This window comes from Halioxenophilus aromaticivorans, assembly GCF_042850945.1.
GTDB lineage: Bacteria > Pseudomonadota > Gammaproteobacteria > Pseudomonadales > Cellvibrionaceae > Halioxenophilus > Halioxenophilus aromaticivorans.
Window position 1 is genome coordinate 3,201,914 of sequence record NZ_AP031496.1, and the last position, 20,007, is coordinate 3,221,920.

At 51.2% G+C, this 20,007-nt stretch carries 18 protein-coding genes; 9 read left to right on the plus strand and 9 right to left on the minus strand.

Features of this window, described 5'->3' with window-relative positions; translation table 11 throughout:
* Nucleotides 1-2: 2 nt before the first annotated feature.
* The 4 genes from scpB to ACGHM3_RS13965 form a co-directional block, all read right to left on the minus strand.
* Nucleotides 3-1,148 (minus strand): SMC-Scp complex subunit ScpB, encoded by a 1,146-nt coding sequence (gene scpB, locus ACGHM3_RS13950; RefSeq protein ID WP_345415323.1) that lies wholly within the window; start codon nucleotides 1,146-1,148, stop codon nucleotides 3-5.
* Complete coding sequence (locus tag ACGHM3_RS13955) at nucleotides 1,145-2,047, minus strand: ScpA family protein (RefSeq protein ID WP_345415320.1); 903 nt, start codon at nucleotides 2,045-2,047, stop codon at nucleotides 1,145-1,147. The genes scpB and ACGHM3_RS13955 overlap by 4 nt, the downstream gene beginning before the upstream one ends.
* Before the next feature lie 126 nt (nucleotides 2,048-2,173).
* Entirely contained in the window at nucleotides 2,174-2,803 is a 630-nt protein-coding gene (locus ACGHM3_RS13960; RefSeq protein WP_345415317.1) for an L-threonylcarbamoyladenylate synthase, read from the minus strand.
* Between the two features lie 45 nt (nucleotides 2,804-2,848).
* On the minus strand, nucleotides 2,849-3,697 hold the full coding sequence (locus ACGHM3_RS13965) for a PHP domain-containing protein (RefSeq protein ID WP_345415314.1): 849 nt from the start codon (nucleotides 3,695-3,697) through the stop codon (nucleotides 2,849-2,851).
* Between the two features lie 263 nt (nucleotides 3,698-3,960).
* On the opposite strand from ACGHM3_RS13965, the gene ACGHM3_RS13970 reads away from it, so the two are divergent.
* From ACGHM3_RS13970 to ACGHM3_RS14000, 7 genes are all read left to right on the plus strand, one after another.
* On the plus strand, nucleotides 3,961-4,668 hold the full coding sequence (locus ACGHM3_RS13970; protein WP_345415311.1) for a VC0807 family protein: 708 nt from the start codon (nucleotides 3,961-3,963) through the stop codon (nucleotides 4,666-4,668).
* 38 nt (nucleotides 4,669-4,706) lie between these two features.
* Nucleotides 4,707-5,006 carry a YciI family protein gene (locus tag ACGHM3_RS13975; protein ID WP_345415308.1) on the plus strand — a complete coding sequence of 100 codons (300 nt, stop codon included), beginning with the start codon at nucleotides 4,707-4,709 and terminating at the stop codon, nucleotides 5,004-5,006.
* A gap of 35 nt (nucleotides 5,007-5,041) precedes the next feature.
* Nucleotides 5,042-5,725, plus strand: a complete 684-nt coding sequence (locus ACGHM3_RS13980; RefSeq protein ID WP_345415306.1) for a TIGR04211 family SH3 domain-containing protein — start codon at nucleotides 5,042-5,044, stop codon at nucleotides 5,723-5,725.
* Between the two features lie 77 nt (nucleotides 5,726-5,802).
* Complete coding sequence (locus ACGHM3_RS13985) at nucleotides 5,803-6,327, plus strand: peptidylprolyl isomerase (RefSeq protein ID WP_390518253.1); 525 nt, start codon at nucleotides 5,803-5,805, stop codon at nucleotides 6,325-6,327.
* A gap of 2 nt (nucleotides 6,328-6,329) precedes the next feature.
* Entirely contained in the window at nucleotides 6,330-7,082 is a 753-nt protein-coding gene (locus ACGHM3_RS13990; protein ID WP_345415302.1) for a pyridoxine 5'-phosphate synthase, read from the plus strand.
* 8 nt (nucleotides 7,083-7,090) lie between these two features.
* On the plus strand, nucleotides 7,091-7,981 hold the full coding sequence (locus ACGHM3_RS13995) for a Rossmann-like and DUF2520 domain-containing protein (protein ID WP_345415299.1): 891 nt from the start codon (nucleotides 7,091-7,093) through the stop codon (nucleotides 7,979-7,981).
* 43 nt (nucleotides 7,982-8,024) lie between these two features.
* On the plus strand, nucleotides 8,025-8,810 hold the full coding sequence (locus ACGHM3_RS14000) for an RNA methyltransferase (RefSeq protein ID WP_345415296.1): 786 nt from the start codon (nucleotides 8,025-8,027) through the stop codon (nucleotides 8,808-8,810).
* A gap of 3 nt (nucleotides 8,811-8,813) precedes the next feature.
* On the opposite strand, the gene ACGHM3_RS14005 is transcribed toward ACGHM3_RS14000, so the two are convergent.
* The gene (locus tag ACGHM3_RS14005) at nucleotides 8,814-9,950 is read right to left on the minus strand and encodes a benzoate/H(+) symporter BenE family transporter (RefSeq protein ID WP_345415893.1); all 1,137 of its coding nucleotides are present in this window, start codon (nucleotides 9,948-9,950) and stop codon (nucleotides 8,814-8,816) included.
* 536 nt (nucleotides 9,951-10,486) lie between these two features.
* On the opposite strand from ACGHM3_RS14005, the gene ACGHM3_RS14010 reads away from it, so the two are divergent.
* Entirely contained in the window at nucleotides 10,487-11,836 is a 1,350-nt protein-coding gene (locus ACGHM3_RS14010) for an amidohydrolase (protein WP_345415290.1), read from the plus strand.
* A gap of 193 nt (nucleotides 11,837-12,029) precedes the next feature.
* Here the strand turns inward: ACGHM3_RS14010 and ACGHM3_RS14015 are convergent, their stop codons facing one another.
* Both ACGHM3_RS14015 and ttcA read right to left on the minus strand, forming a co-directional pair.
* A complete protein-coding gene (locus ACGHM3_RS14015; RefSeq protein ID WP_345415287.1) occupies nucleotides 12,030-14,456 on the minus strand; it encodes an EAL domain-containing protein in 2,427 nt (808 codons plus the stop codon).
* 318 nt (nucleotides 14,457-14,774) lie between these two features.
* A complete protein-coding gene (gene ttcA / locus ACGHM3_RS14020; protein ID WP_345415284.1) occupies nucleotides 14,775-15,665 on the minus strand; it encodes a tRNA 2-thiocytidine(32) synthetase TtcA in 891 nt (296 codons plus the stop codon).
* A gap of 209 nt (nucleotides 15,666-15,874) precedes the next feature.
* On the opposite strand from ttcA, the gene bioA reads away from it, so the two are divergent.
* Complete coding sequence (gene bioA, locus ACGHM3_RS14025; RefSeq protein WP_345415281.1) at nucleotides 15,875-17,188, plus strand: adenosylmethionine--8-amino-7-oxononanoate transaminase; 1,314 nt, start codon at nucleotides 15,875-15,877, stop codon at nucleotides 17,186-17,188.
* A gap of 33 nt (nucleotides 17,189-17,221) precedes the next feature.
* Here the strand turns inward: bioA and ACGHM3_RS14030 are convergent, their stop codons facing one another.
* Both ACGHM3_RS14030 and leuB read right to left on the minus strand, forming a co-directional pair.
* Nucleotides 17,222-18,376 carry a SpoIIE family protein phosphatase gene (locus ACGHM3_RS14030; protein WP_345415278.1) on the minus strand — a complete coding sequence of 385 codons (1,155 nt, stop codon included), beginning with the start codon at nucleotides 18,374-18,376 and terminating at the stop codon, nucleotides 17,222-17,224.
* A 531-nt stretch (nucleotides 18,377-18,907) separates the two neighbouring features.
* Entirely contained in the window at nucleotides 18,908-19,990 is a 1,083-nt protein-coding gene (gene leuB, locus ACGHM3_RS14035) for a 3-isopropylmalate dehydrogenase (protein ID WP_345415276.1), read from the minus strand.
* Between the last annotated feature and the right edge of the window lie 17 nt (nucleotides 19,991-20,007).

Consider the following 20,007-nt stretch of genomic DNA (forward strand, 5'->3'; position numbering starts at 1 on the left):
TGTTAAGACCGATCAAATAACGACGTGGATGAACTCGTAATCTCGTCGGTGGTTTGTTCGTCTTTTGGCGTTGCGCTATCTTCTAGTGATTCTGGCGCATCAGCCTCTAAGGGTTCATCCGAGTCGGAGGCCAAGTCGGAACTTGGGTCATCGGTGCTTGGTTGTGGCTGCGGGTCTGACGACAGCGACCGGCCTGGTTCAGCAGATTCATCTGGCTCAGGTTGGTCCGAGGCAGCTGACGGCGTTGGCGATTCGGAATCGAACGCCGTCGGCTCATCCTCACTGCCAGATACCGTATCCTCGTCGTCCTCTGCCTGTTCAACGTTGCTTTCAGTGGCAAACGAGGCTTGTTCGTCATCACTGTCATCTGCCGGTACTTGAGACGCTGGTGTTTCCAACTCGCCTGCCTCCGATTCAGCTTGGTCAGGGTCGGCGGCAATCTCAGAGCTGGCTTCGGCATCGCCGTCGGTGCCACCGACCAGCGCTTTCTGGTTGTCTTGATGGGCTTCGTCGGCGCTGTCAGAGTCATTCGGCTGGGATTGAACATCACCTTGGTCGTTACTGGGCTCCAAATTCAGCTCCGAGTTTAGCTGATCCAAGTCCGCCAACTCGCCTAACGAAGGTAATTCTTCCAAACTGTTTAAGTTAAAGTAGTCCAGAAAGGTGCGCGTGGTAGCGTAGAGCGAGGGGCGACCCGGCACATCGCGATGGCCAACCACTTTAACCCAATCACGCTCTGCCAGGGTTTTAATGATGTGCGAACTTACCGCTACGCCACGAATCTCTTCGATGTCACCACGAGTAATGGGCTGCCGATAGGCGATGAGCGCCAGGGTTTCTAGCATGGCACGGGAGTACCTTTGCGGCTTTTCTTCCCACAATCTGTTAACCCACTGAGCGGTTTCGCTGCGCACTTGAAAGCGCCAGCCACTGCTAACTTCTCGCAACTCGAAGCCGCGTCCTTCGCAGTCTGCAACGATGGCTTGCAAAGCGGCCTGAACATCTTCACGAGTGATTTCAGTCTCGTCCTCGAGCAGTGAATCCTCTGGGGTAAACAATTCTAACAGGCGCTTGACATCCATTGGCTGCCCGGCGGCCAATAATGCGCCCTCAATGATTTGTTTTAATTGGTTGTGTGCAATCGTCATTGTGCTCGCGACTTTACGTGAATTGGACCAAAGGGCTCGTTCTGTATGATTTCCACCAACGATTCCTTTATCAGCTCCATAACAGCCAAAAAGGTCACCACGACGCCAAGGCGCCCTTCAGATACCCGAAATAAGCTCACAAACGGCGTGAATTGTCCGTGGGACAGTTTATCCAATACCTGGCCCATACGCTCCCGAGTGGACAGCTTTTCTTTCTCTACCTGGTGACTGGTGAACATATCGGCGCGACGCAACACTTCGGACAAGGCCAGCAGGAGTTCTTTCATGTCGACCTCAGGCTCCGGCCGTGTCAAATTTCGATCCGGCCCCTGGGCATACGCCGGGTGAATATCCCTGCCCACCCGAGGCAGTGCGTCAATATCTTCCGCCGCTTGCTTAAAGCGTTCGTATTCCTGCAGCCGCCGAATCAACATTGCCCGCGGATCCTCTTCTTCTTCATCTTCAGAAGGGGCTCTGGGTAGTAGCATGCGTGATTTGATCTCCGCCAGCATGGCCGCCATCACCAAGTACTCTGCCGCCAGTTCAAACTGCAGTGCGTTCATCATTTCGACGTAATTGATGTACTGCCGAGTGATGTCGGATACATTGATTTCTAAAATATCGATGTTTTGCTTGCGGATCAGATACAGCAATAAATCTAACGGCCCCTCAAACACCTCGAGGATGATCTCCAGCGCATCGGGTGGTATGTACAGATCCTTGGGGACTTCCGTGAGGGCTTTGCCTGCCACGATAGCAAACGGCATTTCACCCTGAGCCGGGGCGCTAGGCTCCTCACCAGCACTGCCCGAGGCTTCGGGTGCTGGCGGGGTTGTGGCCACGGCCTCGCTCTGGGGTTGCTGTTCGACGATGTCTGTATCTTCGGTTTCTTGGCTCACAAGCAGTTCTTTTCGTTGATGATTGGGCGCCGAAGCCGCCTAAAAACCTGCACAGCCAGACTCCGCTACACCGTGGGGCGGCGATTATAGCGGCTAAGCCATAGACTTCCTAGGTGGCTGTCAGCTTTATTCCTCGAGTTCAAAACCGTCAATGGGACCCAGCCCCTGCCGAACCAAACGAGCTGCATTATCAGTGAAATCGATGACGGTGGTGGCCTCCATTCCGCAGTAGCCGCCATCGATCACCAACTCCAGCTGGTGTTCTAGTACGTCACGGATGTCGTAGGGGTCCGTCATGGGCAACTCTTCGTTGGGCAATATCAAGGTACTGCTCATTAACGGTTCGCCAAGCTCTTCCATCAGGGCCAACGCAATTGGGTTGGCAGGCACACGCATTCCAATGGTTTTACGCTTAGGGTGCATCAATCGCCTGGGCACTTCCGAGGTTGCCGGCAAAATGAAGGTATAGGGTCCGGGCGTGTGTGCTTTGATTGCTCTAAAGACTTGGTTATCCACTTTGGCGTAGGTCGCCAACTCCGAGAGGTCTCGGCACATCAGGGTAAAGTTATGCTCCTTTCCCAACTGACGCACCATACGGATTCTCTCCAGCGCCATTTTGTCGCCAATTTGACAACCCAATGCGTATGCGGAGTCTGTAGGATACACAACCAAACCGCCCCTGCGGATGATATCGACAGCCTGCTTAATCAACCGTGCCTGAGGGTTTTCCGGATGTATTTGAAAAAATTGAGACACCATTACTCCTTATCTGAATACTGCCGCTGGTTTTGGTCACTGGCTCTAATCACCAACCACCACTGCCCAATCGGCCCATACCGGCTCAACACCGGCTGGTAGCTGGCCACTGCTTCCCAGCGCTTGCCAAGGCACATCCGGGGCATGAAAATCACTGCCAACTGAACCCTGCAACTGGGTTTTTTGACAGATTTTGACCATATCTTTGGTTTGCTGCGGCTTTTGATCAGCACCGCTTATGACTTCAATACCTCGACCACCCGCGGCTTGAAAATCCTGGCAAAGCTGTAACAGCTTGGTTCTGGTCAACTGGTACTTCAGCGGATGGGCAACTACTGCGGTACCGCCCGCCTGGTTGATCCACTCTACCACGACCTCGATCTCCGGCCACTGCTGCTTAACATCGCCGATTTTACCTGCTCCCAAGTAACGCTTAAACGCCTGGGCGATATTTTTCACAGCGCCGACATCGACCAAGTGCTGAGCAAAATGCGGCCTGCCAACCTGCGCCCCACCAGCCAATGCCTCGGCACCGGCAAGAGTACCGTGGAGGCCAACTTTAGCCAGCTGGCGAGCGATCTCTTGGGCTCTGGCCTGCCGCTGCTTGCCCATATATTCGGTTGCTTGCAACAGCGCCGGATTACTAGCGTCAAAGTGCAAACCTACCACATGGATGCCGCGCCGAGCCCAAACACAGGAGAACTCAATACCGGATATGCAGTCTATGCCGACGCTAGCAGCATGTGCTTGCGCCCTGGTTAGGCCTGCGATGGAGTCGTGGTCGGTTAACGCTAAATGGGTCACACCAGCGTTTGCAGCTCGCTCGACCAACTGCTCGGGGCTCAAAACGCCATCAGAGCAGTTGGAATGGCAATGTAAATCAAAAACGCTCAATAAATAGCCTTACCGAATTTATGTGAAGTAACGCAAAGATAGATAAAGGCGCGCAAACCATCATTATCTCCCGCATTTGCGATCCAGGGTGTCGCATTAACACCTTTCGCTTTGAAAGCTTTGGTTCTAACACGTTACACTACGCGCGCCTAAAGGCGCGGCCCTGGCCGATAGATTAACACAGACAAGACCACGTAATAGAGTGCATCTCACCTTAGGCTGAAACGAAGCTTCAGCCATCACTCACCAATGAAAAGACCTGAATGAACAACCCAACCGAGCCCACCAAACCGAAAAAAGAAAACCTGCTTGTAAACCTTCTGCTCAATATCATTGTGCCAACCTTGGTGCTCACTAAATTGAGCAGTGAAGAATACCTGGGTCCTACCGTAGCTTTGATTGTCGCCCTGGCCTTCCCCATCGCCTACGGCCTTTGGGACTACCGAGAGAGAAAAAAGTGGAACCTGTTTTCCATCCTCGGCTTGATCAGTGTTCTGCTAACCGGGGGCATCAGCCTTTTGCAACTGGATCCCAAATACATTGCCATCAAAGAAGCAGCTATCCCAGCGATTTTAGGCATAGCGACCTTACTGTCGACGCGCACGCGTTATCCGCTGGTAAAAACCATTTTACTTAACGACAGTGTTTTGGATGTCGACAAAATAAATCAGGCCCTGGAGCAACAAAATCATAAAGCTTCGTTCAACAAAGTTTTGATGAACGCATCCTACTTAGTGGCGCTGTCTTTCGCCTTATCCGCGATATTGAACTATGTTTTAGCTAAAATTGTCGTGGTGAGCAGCCCCGGCAGCGTCGAATACACCCAGCAGCTGGGCAAATTAACGGCTCTAAGCTACCCCGTTATCGTGGTGCCGGTCACCATCGTAATGATTTTTGCCATGTTTTATTTGTTTCGCAATATCACTCGCCTGACAGAACTGTCTTTGGAAGACATTCTGGTGCAGCAGTAACAGCCATTGGCGACACATAAAAAGTAAGAGGAAAAATCATGTGGTATAGCATCGTCGGCAAAGACGCCCCCGGCACACTCAAACTTCGACTACAGACTCGCGCTGATCATCTAACCCGATTGCAAGCTCTGCAAAACGAAGGCCGCTTGCTGGTGGCAGGCCCTAACCCAGCCATAGACTCCGCGCAACCTGGTGACGCGGGCTTCGTCGGCAGCCTCATCATTGCCGAATTTCCGGATCTCGCAAGTGCGCAAGCCTGGGCCGATAACGACCCCTATGTCCACGCCGGCGTGTACGAGTCTGTCACCGTGAACCCATTTATCAAAGTATTGCCATAACCCCGTAAGACACGCCAAGACAACAGCGACTAATTATGCGAATTTCAACATTCATTTCAGTAATCCTAGGTAGCCTTCTTATCGGCCTGGCAGGCAGCGCAGTGGCTCAAAGTCAGACAGGGTATGTCTCCGATTCTTATTTCGTCCCACTGAGACGCGGTAAAGGTACCGAATACAAAATCATCCGAGGCGCGGTTAAAACCGGCACTAAATTGGAGATTGTGGCAGAGGACGGCGAGTGGTCAGAGGTGATTTTATCCGGCGGCACCCAGGGTTGGATGCGCTCCCAGTATATTGTTAAACAGCCCATCGCCCGTATGCAGCTCGATAGCGCCAAGGCCGAATTGCAAAAAGCCCGCGAATCGCAACAGGTTCTACAAGAGCGCAACGACGCCTTAACAGCAGAGAACCAGCAACTGAAAGCCCAGATGACTGAGCAGGGAGCGACTCTAGAAGACACCTCCACCGAATTGGACGAGATTCGTCGGATTGCCGCCAGCTCTGTGGATTTGAACAAGCGCCACGAAGAATTACTGAACTCCCACCAATTGCTGCAAACTAGGATCGATGTTTTAAAGGCAGAAAATAGCCGCTACCAAAATGACAACCGACAAAAATGGTTCTTTTACGGTGCGGCTTCGGTGTTACTTGGCGTCATTATCACCCTGGTCGTGCCTTTATTTAAGCGGCAAAAGCGCCATTCGGAATGGTTAAACTAGCGGGTATTGCAATGAAACGGATGCAAAGTTTTATTTTACTGGGCTGCCTGCTGCTGGCCTCCCTGGCCCAGGCTCAGATGGTTCGGCTAGAAACCGACCTGGGCAACATTGATATTGAGCTGTACAGTGAACAGGCACCCCTGAGCAGTGAAAACTTTTTGGCCTACGTTGATTCCCACTTCTACGATGGCACAATTTTTCATCGGGTGATCCCCAATTTCATGGCCCAGGCCGGCGGTATGACCTATGACTTCACTCAAAAAGAAACCCGCGACCCTGTGCCCAATGAGAGCAGCAATGGTTTGCGTAACACCTACGCCAGCGTTGCCATGGCGCGGTTTTCTGACCCGCACAGCGCAACGTCACAGTTCTACATCAATTTGAATAATAACGCCCACCTAGACCCGACTAAAAATGGCCCCGGCTACACGGTTTTTGGTACAGTCACCCAGGGGATGGATGTGGTAGCCGATATCGCCGCTCAACCCCAAGGCATGTACCGCGCCCATCCCAACGCTCCCAATATGGCAATTCGTATTCTGAAAGCCTACCGCATCACTGAAGCAACTGAATCCGATAGCTCAACTTCAAAAGACCAATAGTTATGGCCATAGCGTTAAGTGTTAACCTCAACAAGATTGCTCTGCTGAGAAACTCCAGAGAAGGAGATTTCCCCAGCGTAATTGAACACGCCAACCTATGCATCGCCGCTGGCGCCCAGGGCATCACCGTGCACCCAAGGCCAGATCAACGCCACATACGGCCCCACGACTGTGAACAGCTTGCGGTTTTGATAGAAGACTTACCCATGGTTGAATTCAATATTGAAGGCAATCCATTGGAATCGGCACTGGCCGATTACCCAGGCTTTATACCATTGGTACTTGCTCGAAAGCCCGATCAGGCCACTTTGGTACCGGACTCCAGCCAACAAAAAACCTCTGACCACGGCTTTGACCTGACCACCAGCGGTGACACCCTAGCGCCCATCATCGCCCAGCTTAAAGCCGCTGGAATACGTGTTAGCTTGTTTATGGATCCCGACTTAGAACAAATTAAGTTGGCCCAGCAAGTGGGTGCCGACCGAATCGAGCTGTACACCGGCCCCTTTGCCCACCACTACAACAACGGCCAGCCGATAGCCGAATTTCAGCGCCATATCGCCGCTGCAGAATTAGCCTGCGAGCTTGGCCTAGGGGTTAATGCCGGCCACGACCTTAATCTTCAAAATATGATGCTGTACCGCCACCTGCCGGGTCTGTTGGAGGTATCCATCGGCCACGCTCTGACAGTGGACTCCTTACATATGGGTATGACAAACGCGGTTCGGCAATACCTAGCGCTGTGTGACGTTTAAATGCAGCCATGGAATTGAATATTGTTGGTTGTGGCCACCTGGGCCAAACAGTGGCCAAACTTTGGCAGCGTAACGCGACCTTTTCCATTGGCCAGGTGCTCAACCGCAGCATTAGCAGTGCCCAGCGCGCGCTGGATTGGATTGGCGCGGGACGCGTATGCGACAGTCACAGTGAACTTACACCGGCGGACGTTTGGCTCATCGCCACCCCTGACAGCGCCATCGCCGAGGCCGCAGCCCTGCTGGCAGAACTCGACTTAAATTGGCACCATTCTACCGTACTGCACTGCTCTGGAGCCCACAGCGCAGCCCTATTACAGCCCCTGGCCCAGCGCGGCGCGCAGTGTGCCGCGGTCCACCCCATCCACAGTTTCGCCAACCCAGAGGCCAGCCTAAAAAAATTAGCAGGGTGTTACTGCGCCGCTGAGGGCGACCCAGCAGCACTGCACACGCTAAAGCCTGCGTTTGAACAGCTTGGCCTACAATGGTTGACCATCAGTGCCGCGCAGAAGTCGGTGTATCACGCCGCCAGTGTGTTCGCTTGTAATTATCTAACCACACTGCTGGCCGCCGCTGAGCAGTGCCTAAAAGCAACCGACATTGGCGCAAGCACCGAGCACCCGCTACCCGTTTTAATGCCGCTCATTCAGCAGACGCTGGTTAATATCGACAATCTCGGTCCGCAACGCTCGTTAAGTGGGCCCATTAAACGTGGTGACAGTGAGCTGGTAACAGCCCAGGCCAAAGCCTTGGCCACCATCGACCCAGATTTGGGTAAGCTGTACCTTGCCCTGGCCGAAGCCACCGTTAAGCTGGCCCAGTTACCGGCCGATAAACATCAGCTACTTGGCCTTGCCCTGGACGATCTCAAGCGGCAGATACCTAACCCACGGCAATAAACACCGAAATTAATAGACACACACCTTAATAGGCACCGACATCGTGGCCAAAGCAAATTCTGACTCCTCCGAATACCTAAAGAGACGGGCTTTTTTTCGCAGTCTCCTGACTGTGTACGGCAGAAAACCCGTACTGGAAGCCCTGCAAACCGCAGGTGTAAAAGCCTTTCGTTTGCACCTAGCGCAAACCAACAAACAAGCCGCAATTTTGGAGCAAATCGAGGCGTTGGCTAGCCAACAAGGCGCAGAAATTTGCTACCACAGCCGGGCCGAGTTAAGCCGTATTTCGAAAAATAGCAAACAAGATCAAGGGGTTTGCGCGGATATGGTTTGCCCGGGGTTTGCCGACCTTGATCACTTTATTGAACACAACCAGAACCGAGCTTTTGAGCTAATAGCGTTGGACAAAATCACCAACCCACAGAACCTCGGCATGATCATCCGATCCGTTGCGGCAGGGTTTTGCGATGGACTATTGTTACCAGAAAAAGGCAGCGCCCAGATTGACCCACTGGTTATCAAAGCCAGTGCCGGCACGGTGTTTAAAGCCAAAATACTGCGCTGCCCGGATTTGCCAAATGCCCTGGCAAAACTGCAGAGCATCGGCGCGAAGGTGGCCTGTTTGGCCGGCGACGGCGACCCAACTTTCGCCAATATCGATGCCCACAAGCAGCGAGTGTTTGTGCTAGGCAACGAAACCGACGGTGTCAGCGCCGAAACCAACAAGGCCAGCGATTACCGAGTGGCAATTCCCATGAATAACGGCGTGGAGTCTTTAAATGTTGCGGTTACTGCATCCTTACTAGCCTACCGCAAACATTTGCAATAAGCGTTATGCTGTCGCCCGGCGTTGCCACCAATGGGTAACCAACAGGCCTGCCACCAAGCCCCAAAACGCGCTATTAATGCCGAATAAGGTTACACCGGAGGCCGTTACTAAAAACGTAATGGTCGCCGCCTCTTTGCTTGCTTCATCGCCTAAGGCACTGGTTAAGCTATTGCCAATGGTTGCGAGCAGTGCAAGGCCGGCAATGGCGGCCACCAATGCCGTTGGTAACGCCAGAAACAAAGCCACCACAGAGGCCGCAAACACCCCCGCCACCGCGGTAAAAAGGCCTGCCCAAACCGCAGCCCAATAACGCTGTTTAGGATCGGGATCGGCGTCTTCTCCCATACAAATGGCGGCTGTAATAGCGGCCAAGTTATAAGCAAAGCCACCGAACGGCGCCATTAGCAGGCCGGTTGCGCCAGTGACACTGACAATGGGCGAGGCCGGCACCGAATACCCGTGGGCGCGCAATACGGCAAGCCCCGGAAGATTCTGCGACGCCATGGTTACCAAATACAGTGGGATAGCAACGCCAATTAATGCCGATAGGCTGAATTCTGGCGTAACCCAAACGGGTTTTGCCATTTGCCAGGATATTTCACCCAGTTGAGTCTGACCCAAAACGCTGGCGACGACTAAACCCACCAGCAAAGCAATAGGTATCGCATACCTAGCCAACAGCGGTTTAACAACAAAATAAGCCGCCAACATTGCCCCCACCAGCAGCGTGTGATCGGTCAGCTGGGCAAACACCTGCAAGCCAAATTGCAATAAAATCCCGGCTAACATTGCCGCCGCCAACGGCCCTGGAATAAAAGACATTATTTTGTCAAATGCGCCGGTTAATCCGGTAATTAAAATCATCAAAGAACTGGCTAGAAAAACCCCGGCTGCTTGGCCCACCGTCAAACCTTCCACCCCTGTCACCAGTAACGCTGCTCCTGGTGTGGACCAAACAATCACCACCGGCGTTTTGTAGTACAGAGATAGGCCAATGGTTGTGGCTGCCATACCGATACCCAGCGCCCAAAACCAGGAGGCGATGGCGCCGTCCTCAAGGCCTAAATTGTGAGCCGCCTGAAAAATAATCGCCGCCGCGCTGGTGTATCCCACTAAAACAGCAACAAATCCCGCACTCATTCTGCCAAAATTCAATAAATTCACGTACTTCTCAATAACCGATTTTTATCCTGAAATGGCATCCAGCCGCTTCCCATAAACGCACTAGTGATATTTTCCATTACTCGTAAATTCTATCGCACAGCTTTCAGCTGTGGTGACAAATTTCTAAAAGCGGGTCCTAGCACTCGCGATTGCCCACCCCACAAGCACCCGTTGGCTTAGCTTTGTGATGTGGTTCGCTCGGTGATAACCGTCATAACTTACACTAACCAACACACAAGCCAAAGGTTTACGCGTTGGGGCAGCGACCTAGAGCGACTTGGTTTACCGGCTACCCCAATAAAAGCTCTAGGCTTGGATGGCAACCGACTAGATATCCCAGAGATCCCAGAGATCATCCCAGAGATCATCAGAGCCATCGACAGTGAAACGTTTAACGCCGTTAAAAACTCAAGTGCAACGTTTCTCGTCAGACAAGATCGAACCGCAGCCCTCAGAGTACACGCTGTGTTTCAGCGCCCCTTGCGCCCACGCTTAACAACAAAGGACACATCATGACCCGAAAGAAGCACACCGCAATGGCCATTTTATTAAGCGCAGCATCGCTGGCGTTAACCGCACACATGCCTGCTGTAGCGGCGTCGAATTTATCTGACACCATTCAATCGGATTACGACAGTCATCTTGGCTCATTATTTAAACACTTTCACGCCAACCCAGAATTGAGTTTGGTTGAAAATAAAACCGCCAAACGCATTGCCGAAGAACTCAAACAAGCCGGTTTTACCGTGACAGAAGGTGTGGGTGGCACAGGGTTGGTGGCCATTATGGAAAACGGTAATGGCCCTCTGGTGATGATGCGCGCCGATATGGACGGCCTGCCCGTGGAAGAGAAATCTGGCTTACCCTATGCCTCCAACGCTCGCCAGGTAAGCCCTATTACCGGCAAGGAAGTACCCGTAATGCACGCCTGTGGCCACGATATGCACATCACCAGTTTGATCGGCACCGCCCGACGCATGCAAGCTATGAAGGATCAATGGTCCGGCACGTTAATGCTGGTGGGTCAACCCGCTGAAGAACGCATTATGGGGGCCAGAGCCATGATGGAAGACAACTTATGGCAGCGTTTTGGCAAGCCCGACTTTGCCTTGGCACTGCACGTATCGTCGGCGCTAGAGGCCGGTAAGGTCAACGTTGTAACCGGTAGCCCCTACGCCGGCTCGGATTCCGTGGACATCATCGTACATGGTGTCGGTGCACACGGCGCCAGCCCTCACATGGGTAAAGACCCAATTGTGCTAGGGTCCCAAATCGTTATGGCTCTGCAAACCTTGGTAGCGAGAGAGTTATCGCCGCGCCAGGCAGGCGTGGTTACGGTGGGGTCTTTTCATTCTGGCACTAAACACAACATCATCTCAGACCAAGCCCATCTACAGTTAACTGTCCGTAATACCAACCCCCACACGCGGCAGGTGTTGCTCGACGGTATAAAGCGGATAGCGGTAAACCTTGGTCGCGCCGCTGGTTTGCCCGAGGACAAGTTGCCCGAGGTGATCTACTCCAAAGAAAGTGTTCCTCCTACCCTCAACAGTCCCGAGCTGGCAACGCGCCTAAAGACTGTTTGGGAAGCCAAAATGGGAGCAGAAAAGGTAAGCAGCGAGGAGCCCACTGGTATGGGTGCGGAAGATTTCCCTATGTTTACCACAGAACCGTTTATTCCCAGTGTTTATTTCAGCATTGGCGGCACGCCTGCCCAAGACTTCGAACAAATGGCGGCCGGCGGACCACCTGTGCCCAGCCACCACTCGCCATTGTTTAAGATATCACCAGAACCATCGGTAACCGCGGGCGTTGAAGCAACCGTACTGGCTCTTCTGGAGTTAATGCCAGCAAAAGAGTAACCTTGTTGCTGCCGGTAATTCTCACCACAGGCGCTTAGGTGGCACTGGGTTGTGCCACCGTGGTGAATGGCATAATCTCCATCAAAATGGAGGTGCTACTTATCACCGCAACCTAACTTGTAGAGATTTGCTGTCTCATCTATGGCTCTTTAATATGGCTATTTAACTCTATTTATCGCTTTTTTCTAGGTAATTATACCGCCGTTTTACAAGAGCTTTTTAATACGTGGGCAAAGTCATCGGCCGGTATGGCCTGGCCGAAATAAAATCCTTGGTATTCATCGCAGCCAAATTCTTTTATTAACGTAAGTTGCTCTTGCTCTTCTACGCCTTCTGCAACTACAGTTAAACCCAAATGCCGGCCCATAGAAGCCATGGTTTCCACTAACACCTTATCGTTGCGATCCACTCGAATATCGCGCACAAAACTTTTGTCTATCTTCAAAGTGGACACCGGTAACCGCTTTAAATAGCTGATAGACGAATAGCCCGTGCCGAAATCATCCAGGGAGAAACTGAGCCCAGCATCACAAAGCTCGTGCATAATCGAAACAGTCTCATCAATATTGCCAATAACAACGCTCTCTGTTATCTCCATGTCTAAGGCGCCTTTTAAGTAAGGTTTGTTCCGCAATGTGGTTTTAACATCATCAACAAATTCTGTGCGGCGGAACTGGCGAGGGCTGATATTCACGCTCAACCGCATGCCGGTATGCCACAGGCCAAGCTTTTGCCATAGGGTGAGTTTTTGACAAGCCTCTTCTAAAATCCACTGTCCTAAATCAACGATCAAACCGGAGGACTCCAATGCGCCAATAAATAACGCTGGGCTCACCAAGCCCCGCTCTGGGTGATGCCAACGCAGGAGCGCCTCAGCGCCGGTCAAAGTACCCGTTTGTACATCAACTTTTGGTTGATACATCAACTCAAATTGCTTCTCTTCTACCGCACGGTGCAACTCTCCTTCTAACACCAGTTGATTTTTAACGGCGTAAGCCATATTTTCATTGAAAAATGCGATGGCGTTTCGGCCACTTTCTTTCACTTGATACATAGCGGTATCGGCAAACCTTAATAATTCGTGTACGCTGATACCATCCGCAGGGAAGAGCACTGCACCAATACTACACGTCACGCGCAGCTCAATATTATCGTGATGAATAGGCTCACACAGGCATTTGCGAATTTTCTCGCCTACTTCGGCGGCCTTATCCTTGGCCTCTTGGTGTTGGGTATCCAACACCGTTAGCACCAATACAAATTCATCGCCCCCCAAGCGAGCTACCAGATCTTCATCGCGGATGGATTCCTCTAGACGCCGGGCAATTTCGATGAGCATAACATCACCAACAGGATGCCCCAGGGAGTCGTTTATATTTTTAAACTGGTCCAAATCGATAAACAGCACAGCACCGTAGTAACCGTGACGCTGGGCTCGGTGTAACTCGTTCTCCAACCGTTCCACTAATTGTATTCTGTTGGGTAGCTTGGTGAGCGAATCGTGATAGGCCATAAAGGCGATGTCGGCCTCGGATTTTTTTCGATCGCTGATGTCAGTGGACACCGACAACACTACGCACTCATCGTGAAAATTCAGCAGTGTGTAGTGACTTTGCCAAAACAATTGATTGTTATTCCTATCGCGCCAGCGCTCTTCAGCCACAAAGATGTCTTGTTTGGTTTCCAGCACCTGCTGGTCATAGGCCAACACATCTTCTATTTTAACTTGGTCACCATTTACCACATCCTCAAAGTTAACGTATCGCAGCTGAGCAGGGGTTAAGCCGAATACAGAAGCCCAGGCTTTGTTAACAAAAACGATGTACCCGTCTTTGTTACGGGCTGCGATAAAAACCGGTAAACGATCAATCAATTGCCGTAAATGTTCCTCACTGTTGCGCAAGGCTATTTCCACCGACCGCTGAGAATCCAACGCCAGCTCGACGGATTCCAACAACCGATTGCCGTTATCTACTAACTGTCCTAGCTCGTCGTTACGTCTGGACGAGCGAGTGAAGCGCCGAGAGCCGGGCTGGTAGAAATTAATGCTTTGCATCTCTTCCGCCAGACGCAATACCGGCCGGGTAAAGAAATAAAAGAACACGAAATACAGCACACCAATCAAAGCAAAGCTTTGGAACAAATCGGTCATTAAATAGGTAACTGAGCGCTGATAAAAACTGTTGTACACCACATTTTGGTCCACCGTATAACTTACCTTACCAGCCAAGTATTGCTCGTAATTCGGCAGAGTTAAATCAGCGGAGAATTCCTCATACCGGTCGCCAATAAATTGCTGGTACCAATGACCATTGGCGCTGTCGCTGGGTAGTTTCTCTGCTTCGGCTAGGATGTTACCCGCTTCATCTTCGATTTTGGCGGCACTAATGAAATCGTAGTGCAATAACCCGTTGATTACTTCCCCCGCTAATTCGTTATCCAAGACGTGCACGGCTCTGGTAGCCGAAGGGGCAATCAAGCCAATGATATTTTGGTTGGTTTTGGCAAATTCGTTATTGTGGTTGTGAAAATCTGCCAATATTTGCACCACTGCCAAAACCAGGCCCACAGAGAATGTGATGCCCAGACCTAACAGCGCTAATCGTTGCGACATACCCATAGTGAATGCGTAGCTCCTATGATCGCGACTTAGTAATACAGTCGTGCCTAATTATTGCGTTGTTCACCACCATGGTGACCTTTTATTGTTGTGATCTATTGAATTCGGTTGCACTATGAGACAGCGATGGATTCCCATCATTTATTAAATAGCATTTTTACCCTATCTGCGTTTAAAAACACGCCAAACTGGTGACGACAAGCGAAAATGCAGGGAATTTTTGGCAAAAAAAAGAGCCGGCTAGGCTCTTTATTTCGATAACACTGAAATCACGCTCATTTAAATAACGAATTAAGCGACAGATTATAAGAGGTCAATCTAATTTACAGTGATTGCCTCAATGAGTTTCACCATGGACTCATCGTGGCTTGAACTTACCGTCGCCTCTTCGAATTGGTACTCCTTTTTGTTTTCACTTCGGTCGATTGCCAGATGTTCGAAATCAAACAATGTTGTATCGGCCATTTGTGACGGCGAGATATTTTGTATGGCGGCAAATATGCTCTCAATGCGTGCGGGATGTTCTTTCTCCCAGGAGCGCAACATGGCTTTGACGTTCTGGCGCTGAAGGTTCTCCTGCGATCCACACAGATTGCAAGGAATAATCGGGTATTGTCGCTGTTGCGCAAAGGTGATCAGATCACTCTCTTTGCAGTAAGCCAGCGGGCGTATAACAATATTGCGCTTGTCATCGGACAACAGCTTAGGCGGCATAGCTTTGAGCCTGGAGCCAAAAAACATATTCAAAAACAGGGTTTCTACAATATCGTCTCGGTGATGCCCCAATGCAATTTTACTAGCGCCGATGGACTCTGCAAACGAGTATAAGGTGCCACGTCGCAAGCGAGAGCATAAACCGCAAGTGGTTTTACCTTCCGGAATTTTCGATTTAACCACGCTGTAGGTGTCTTTATCGAGGATGTAATACGGCACCCCCAAGCCAGACAAATATTCTGGCAATACATGCTCCGGAAACCCCGGTTGCTTCTGGTCAAGGTTTACCGCCACTACCTGGAAGTCTATGGGCGCTGTTTTCTGCATGTGCAACAGAATATCGAGCATGGCAAAGGAGTCCTTACCGCCCGATAAACAGGCCATTACAGTGTCGCCGGCTTCAATCATGTTGTAGTCGGCGATTGCCTTACCCACATTGCGCCGCAGACGTTTCTGTAGCTTGTTGAACTCTGTCTTTTGCTTAAGCGCGTCCATTACCTATGTACCACGGTGTGCAGGCCAAACCACATGCTTGGCATCTATTAGAAGGGGCGGCAGTGTACCAAAACAACGCGCCCAAGCGAATCCACATCTGACTAAAAACCAACCAATCTTGCATTGCATAGGCCCCACCGAGCAATGGTCAAACTACCCCTGCCGGCCATGGACGTTTACAATGCTCAAAAAGCCACCACAGGACACCTATGAACTCAGCCACCCTACCCCCAAACAGCCTTTTTGATGACCTTGTACAACAGGACCGTCAATACATATGGCACCCCTACTCGGCCGTCGATAGCCCCGCCCCCCTCTACCCCGTGGAAAGGGCTGAGGGCGCTAGGTTGCACCTCAGTGATGGTAGGGTGTTAATTGATGGAATGTCGTCCTGGTGGGCTGTGATTCACGGCTACAACCACCCGGAGCTTAACCAAGCATTGACTGAGCAGGTGGATCAGTTCGCCCATGTGATGTTCGGTGGCTTAACCCATAAACCTGCTGTGCGACTGGCGCAGTGGCTGGTAGAACACACACCGGATGGCCTGGCCAAGGTGTTTTTCAGCGACAGCGGATCGGTGGCGGTGGAAGTCGCCATAAAAATGGCGCTGCAATATTGGCAATCCAAGAGCCAAACCAGCAAGCATCAGCTGTTATCCCTGCGTCGCGGTTACCATGGCGACACGTTTTCGGCCATGTCTGTGTGTGATCCCACCACGGGCATGCATCATCTCTTTAACCAGGTTTTGAAACCGCAAATTTTTAGTCAATCGCCGCCATGCGGTTTCGATCAAACTTGGCAAGAACACTACATAGACGATTTTCGTCAACAAATTGAAACCCACCACGAGACACTGGCCGCGGTTATATTAGAGCCCATCGTGCAGGGTGCCGGTGGCATGAACTTCTACTCTCCTGTGTTTCTAAAACGAGTCCGAGAGCTGTGCGATGAGTATGACTGCCTTCTGATAGCCGATGAAATTGCCACCGGATTTGGCCGCACAGGTGAGCTATTCGCCTGCAATCACAGTGGGATTAGCCCCGACATAATGTGTGTTGGTAAAGCCCTCACCGGCGGCTATATGACGTTGGCGGCCACACTGTGCAGCGATAAGGTAGCCACGGCTATTTGCCAGGGGGAAGCGTCTGTTTTAATGCACGGACCGACGTTTATGGCCAATCCGTTAGCCTGCAGCGTGGCGCTGAAAAGCTGTCAACTGTTGGTTGAAAGCCCCTGGCAGGCGCGTGTAGCCAACCTGGCAGCCACCATGAAGCAATTACTTGCGCCCTGTGCGAGTATGAATCACGTTGCCGAAGTACGTGTACTCGGCGGGATTGGCGTAGTAGAGCTGAAAAACCCGGTGGAATTAGCTAAGGTACAAGATAAGTTTGTGCAGGCGGGCATTTGGGTGCGGCCATTCGGCAAGCTGGTCTATATAATGCCGCCATTTGTGATTGAACAGGCAGACTTAATCGAGCTATGCGAGCAATTAGTATCCGTCGTGGCTGCTATCCATGACTAGAGATCCATGAATAAACTGACATGACAAGACAGCTTACATATCATTAGGCGCTTTGGCGGTATTAATTTCCACTAACGTAATATCGTCGCGCTGTTCACAGCCCTTTTTGAAATCATCCAGGCGCACAAGAACGGTCTCAATGAGCGATTCCTCCTGCTCTTCGATGGCCTCTCGCAGCCGATCCTCACCAAACATTTCGCCTTCTGGGTCTTGGAATTCAATCACACCATCGGTGTAAGCAAATATACGCGCACCAGAGGCTAGGTCGTACTCTTTGCTGGTACTGTCAAATTCTTCGTTGGTGAGAATACCAATAGGCATGTGCTGAGACGGGATCACCTGGCTGGCCTTACTGGACGGCTCAACCATATAGATATCATTCATACCACCCACCCAGATGTCCAAGTGATCCATGGTTGCGTTGAACTTCATCAACACCATGCAGCAGAACATGTGGTCGGGCAGGATTTTGAGTAACTTACGATTAGCCTCAGCTACGATCTCTCCCACGGGCACGCTCTTGGCGGCCATGGCATAAAACAAATCAGCAAGTGGCATACAGCCGATGGCAGCGGACAAGCCATGGCCGGTAAAATCGCCCAGCAACACGTAGATATCGCCGGTATTATTGCGGTGGGCTAGGTACAAATCGCCATTAAACATGGAATACGGCGATAAATGCGTGCTAATAGACTCGCATTTCGTCATGGCGGGCTTGATGACGTTGTCAAATACGTGCTCTACCACCAAGTGTTCTCGCTCGGTTTCGCGTTGGTGGCGCAGTAATTCTTTATTACTCTCCTGTAAATTAGCGTGCATGCTAAACAGGCGTTGATGGGCATTTAGGCGGCTAAGCAACAAAGTGGGGTTAATCGGTCGAGACACGAAATCATCACCGCCCGCCTCGAAACACAACTCTAGTTTTTCTGCCTCATCGGCGGAGGTCACAAAAATAATTGGAATATGATTAGAGCCTAGGTGTGACCGGATCTCCCTTGTGGCGTCCAGGCCGTCTATGCCGGGCATGACGATGTCCATTAGCACCATGCAGATGTCAGTTTGATCCCGCACCACAGATAGCGCCTGCTCTCCACTGCCTGCCTGAACACAGGTATAGCCCGCCCCCTCTAACAGGCCTACCAGGCCCAGCCGGTTTATTTCCTGGTCATCTACAATCAGTACTTTCAAGTCAGGCCCCTCTCCAGGAAGGATGTGGAAACGTCTATCATTGGCGGCAATTTCGTCACTAGCACAACTCGGCATTATTCGGCCGACCTACGAGCACCAATTCCTATTGCATTGGCCGCAATACATTAAGTGCCATGTATTTTATTATTTCTGCTCATATAGCCTAGATCGCGAAACTCAATTTCGCCAATCGGTTGGTACGCCGTTAACAACCGTTTATAAGCAAGGGGTAAACCAAATGTAAAACTAGAAGCGCCGAGGCTAACCGTAAGCACTGACGGGAAGAAAGCACAACAAGAATGAGAAGTATTCAAAAGGAAAGATTGGGCAGTTGCCAACAGTGTGAGGCTACCGTCGCAAACAGCAGCGTGGATGATTTTTATAGAAACAAACCGCTATAAAAAAAATCGCCAAGCTCAACCGCTAAATACAGTGAGCTTGGCGGTCATTAAACCGGCGCTTTTAATTTAAAGCTTGAAACGACATAACCCTTTAACAGCAAAAACGCCGCCTCAAGAATAAAAAAGAAGCTTACTCGGTTAAGGCATCTACCACAGCTTGGCCCATGGCTTCGCAACCGATAAGCGTCATGCCGTCGCTGTAGATGTCTTTGGTGCGCAAACCCGCATCCAAGACACGTCCAACCGCCGCCTGGATTCGATCTGCGGAACTCGCTGCACCGATGGAATAACGCAGCAACATAGCGGCGGACATAATGGTTGCCAATGGATTGGCGATATCCTGCCCGGCGATGTCTGGCGCAGAACCGTGGCAAGGCTCGTAGAAGCCTTTGTTGTTCACATCTAAAGACGCCGACGGCAACATGCCTATGGAGCCGGTAATCATAGAGGCTTCGTCTGAAAGAATATCGCCAAACAGATTGCCGGTGACCAATACATCAAATTGTTTAGGGTTAATCACCAATTGCATGGCGGCGTTGTCGACGTACATGTGGCTCAGTTCTACATCGGGATAACCCTTAGCGACTTCTTCCATCACTTCGCGCCAAAGTACAGTCACCTCTAATACGTTGGCCTTATCTACGGAACACACACGCTTATTGCGTTTTTGCGCCGCCTCGAATGCCACCTTGGCGATTCGACGAATTTCAGACTCTTTATAAACGTCGGTATTAAAGCCCTGCTTTTCACCATTCTCTAAAGTACGGATGCCTCTTGGCTGGCCAAAATAAATGCCACCGGTTAACTCTCGCACAATCATAATATCTAGCCCGCCAACCAACTCGGGCTTCAGCGGAGAAGCTGCCACCAGCTGCTCAAACGCAACCGCAGGCCGAAGATTGGCAAACAAACCTAAATCGGAACGGATATCGAGTAAGCCAGCTTCCGGACGCAGGTGTCGCTCGGTTTTACCGTCCCACTGGGGGCCGCCCAGGGCGCCAAATAAAATGGCATCCGCCGCCCGCGCTTTGGTTTGGGTGTCGTCTGGGTAGGGTTTGCCGTACTGGTCGTAGGCACGCCCACCCAACATGGCGGTGTCAAAGGTTAGGTTGAGATTATCAATCTCATTAACAGCTTTAAGCACTTTTTCGGCGGCGGCGATAATTTCTACACCAATGCCGTCGCCCTCAATAATTAATACGTTTTTACTCATATCTTTGCCTGTTTAAA

What these genes read in the sequence shown, in the direction of transcription:
- ACGHM3_RS14015 (WP_345415287.1), bottom strand. Translation starts at nt 14,456, where the DNA reads ATGGGTATGTCGCAACGATTAGCGCTGTTAGGTCTGGGCATCACATTC.
- ACGHM3_RS13985 (WP_390518253.1), top strand. Translation starts at nt 5,803, where the DNA reads ATGGTTCGGCTAGAAACCGACCTGGGCAACATTGATATTGAGCTGTAC.
- bioA (WP_345415281.1), top strand. Translation starts at nt 15,875, where the DNA reads ATGAACTCAGCCACCCTACCCCCAAACAGCCTTTTTGATGACCTTGTA.
- ACGHM3_RS13970 (WP_345415311.1), top strand. Translation starts at nt 3,961, where the DNA reads ATGAACAACCCAACCGAGCCCACCAAACCGAAAAAAGAAAACCTGCTT.
- ACGHM3_RS13995 (WP_345415299.1), top strand. Translation starts at nt 7,091, where the DNA reads ATGGAATTGAATATTGTTGGTTGTGGCCACCTGGGCCAAACAGTGGCC.
- scpB (WP_345415323.1), bottom strand. Translation starts at nt 1,148, where the DNA reads ATGACGATTGCACACAACCAATTAAAACAAATCATTGAGGGCGCATTA.
- ACGHM3_RS13975 (WP_345415308.1), top strand. Translation starts at nt 4,707, where the DNA reads ATGTGGTATAGCATCGTCGGCAAAGACGCCCCCGGCACACTCAAACTT.
- leuB (WP_345415276.1), bottom strand. Translation starts at nt 19,990, where the DNA reads ATGAGTAAAAACGTATTAATTATTGAGGGCGACGGCATTGGTGTAGAA.
- ACGHM3_RS14005 (WP_345415893.1), bottom strand. Translation starts at nt 9,950, where the DNA reads ATGAGTGCGGGATTTGTTGCTGTTTTAGTGGGATACACCAGCGCGGCG.
- ttcA (WP_345415284.1), bottom strand. Translation starts at nt 15,665, where the DNA reads ATGGACGCGCTTAAGCAAAAGACAGAGTTCAACAAGCTACAGAAACGT.
- ACGHM3_RS14010 (WP_345415290.1), top strand. Translation starts at nt 10,487, where the DNA reads ATGACCCGAAAGAAGCACACCGCAATGGCCATTTTATTAAGCGCAGCA.
- ACGHM3_RS13980 (WP_345415306.1), top strand. Translation starts at nt 5,042, where the DNA reads ATGCGAATTTCAACATTCATTTCAGTAATCCTAGGTAGCCTTCTTATC.
- ACGHM3_RS13990 (WP_345415302.1), top strand. Translation starts at nt 6,330, where the DNA reads ATGGCCATAGCGTTAAGTGTTAACCTCAACAAGATTGCTCTGCTGAGA.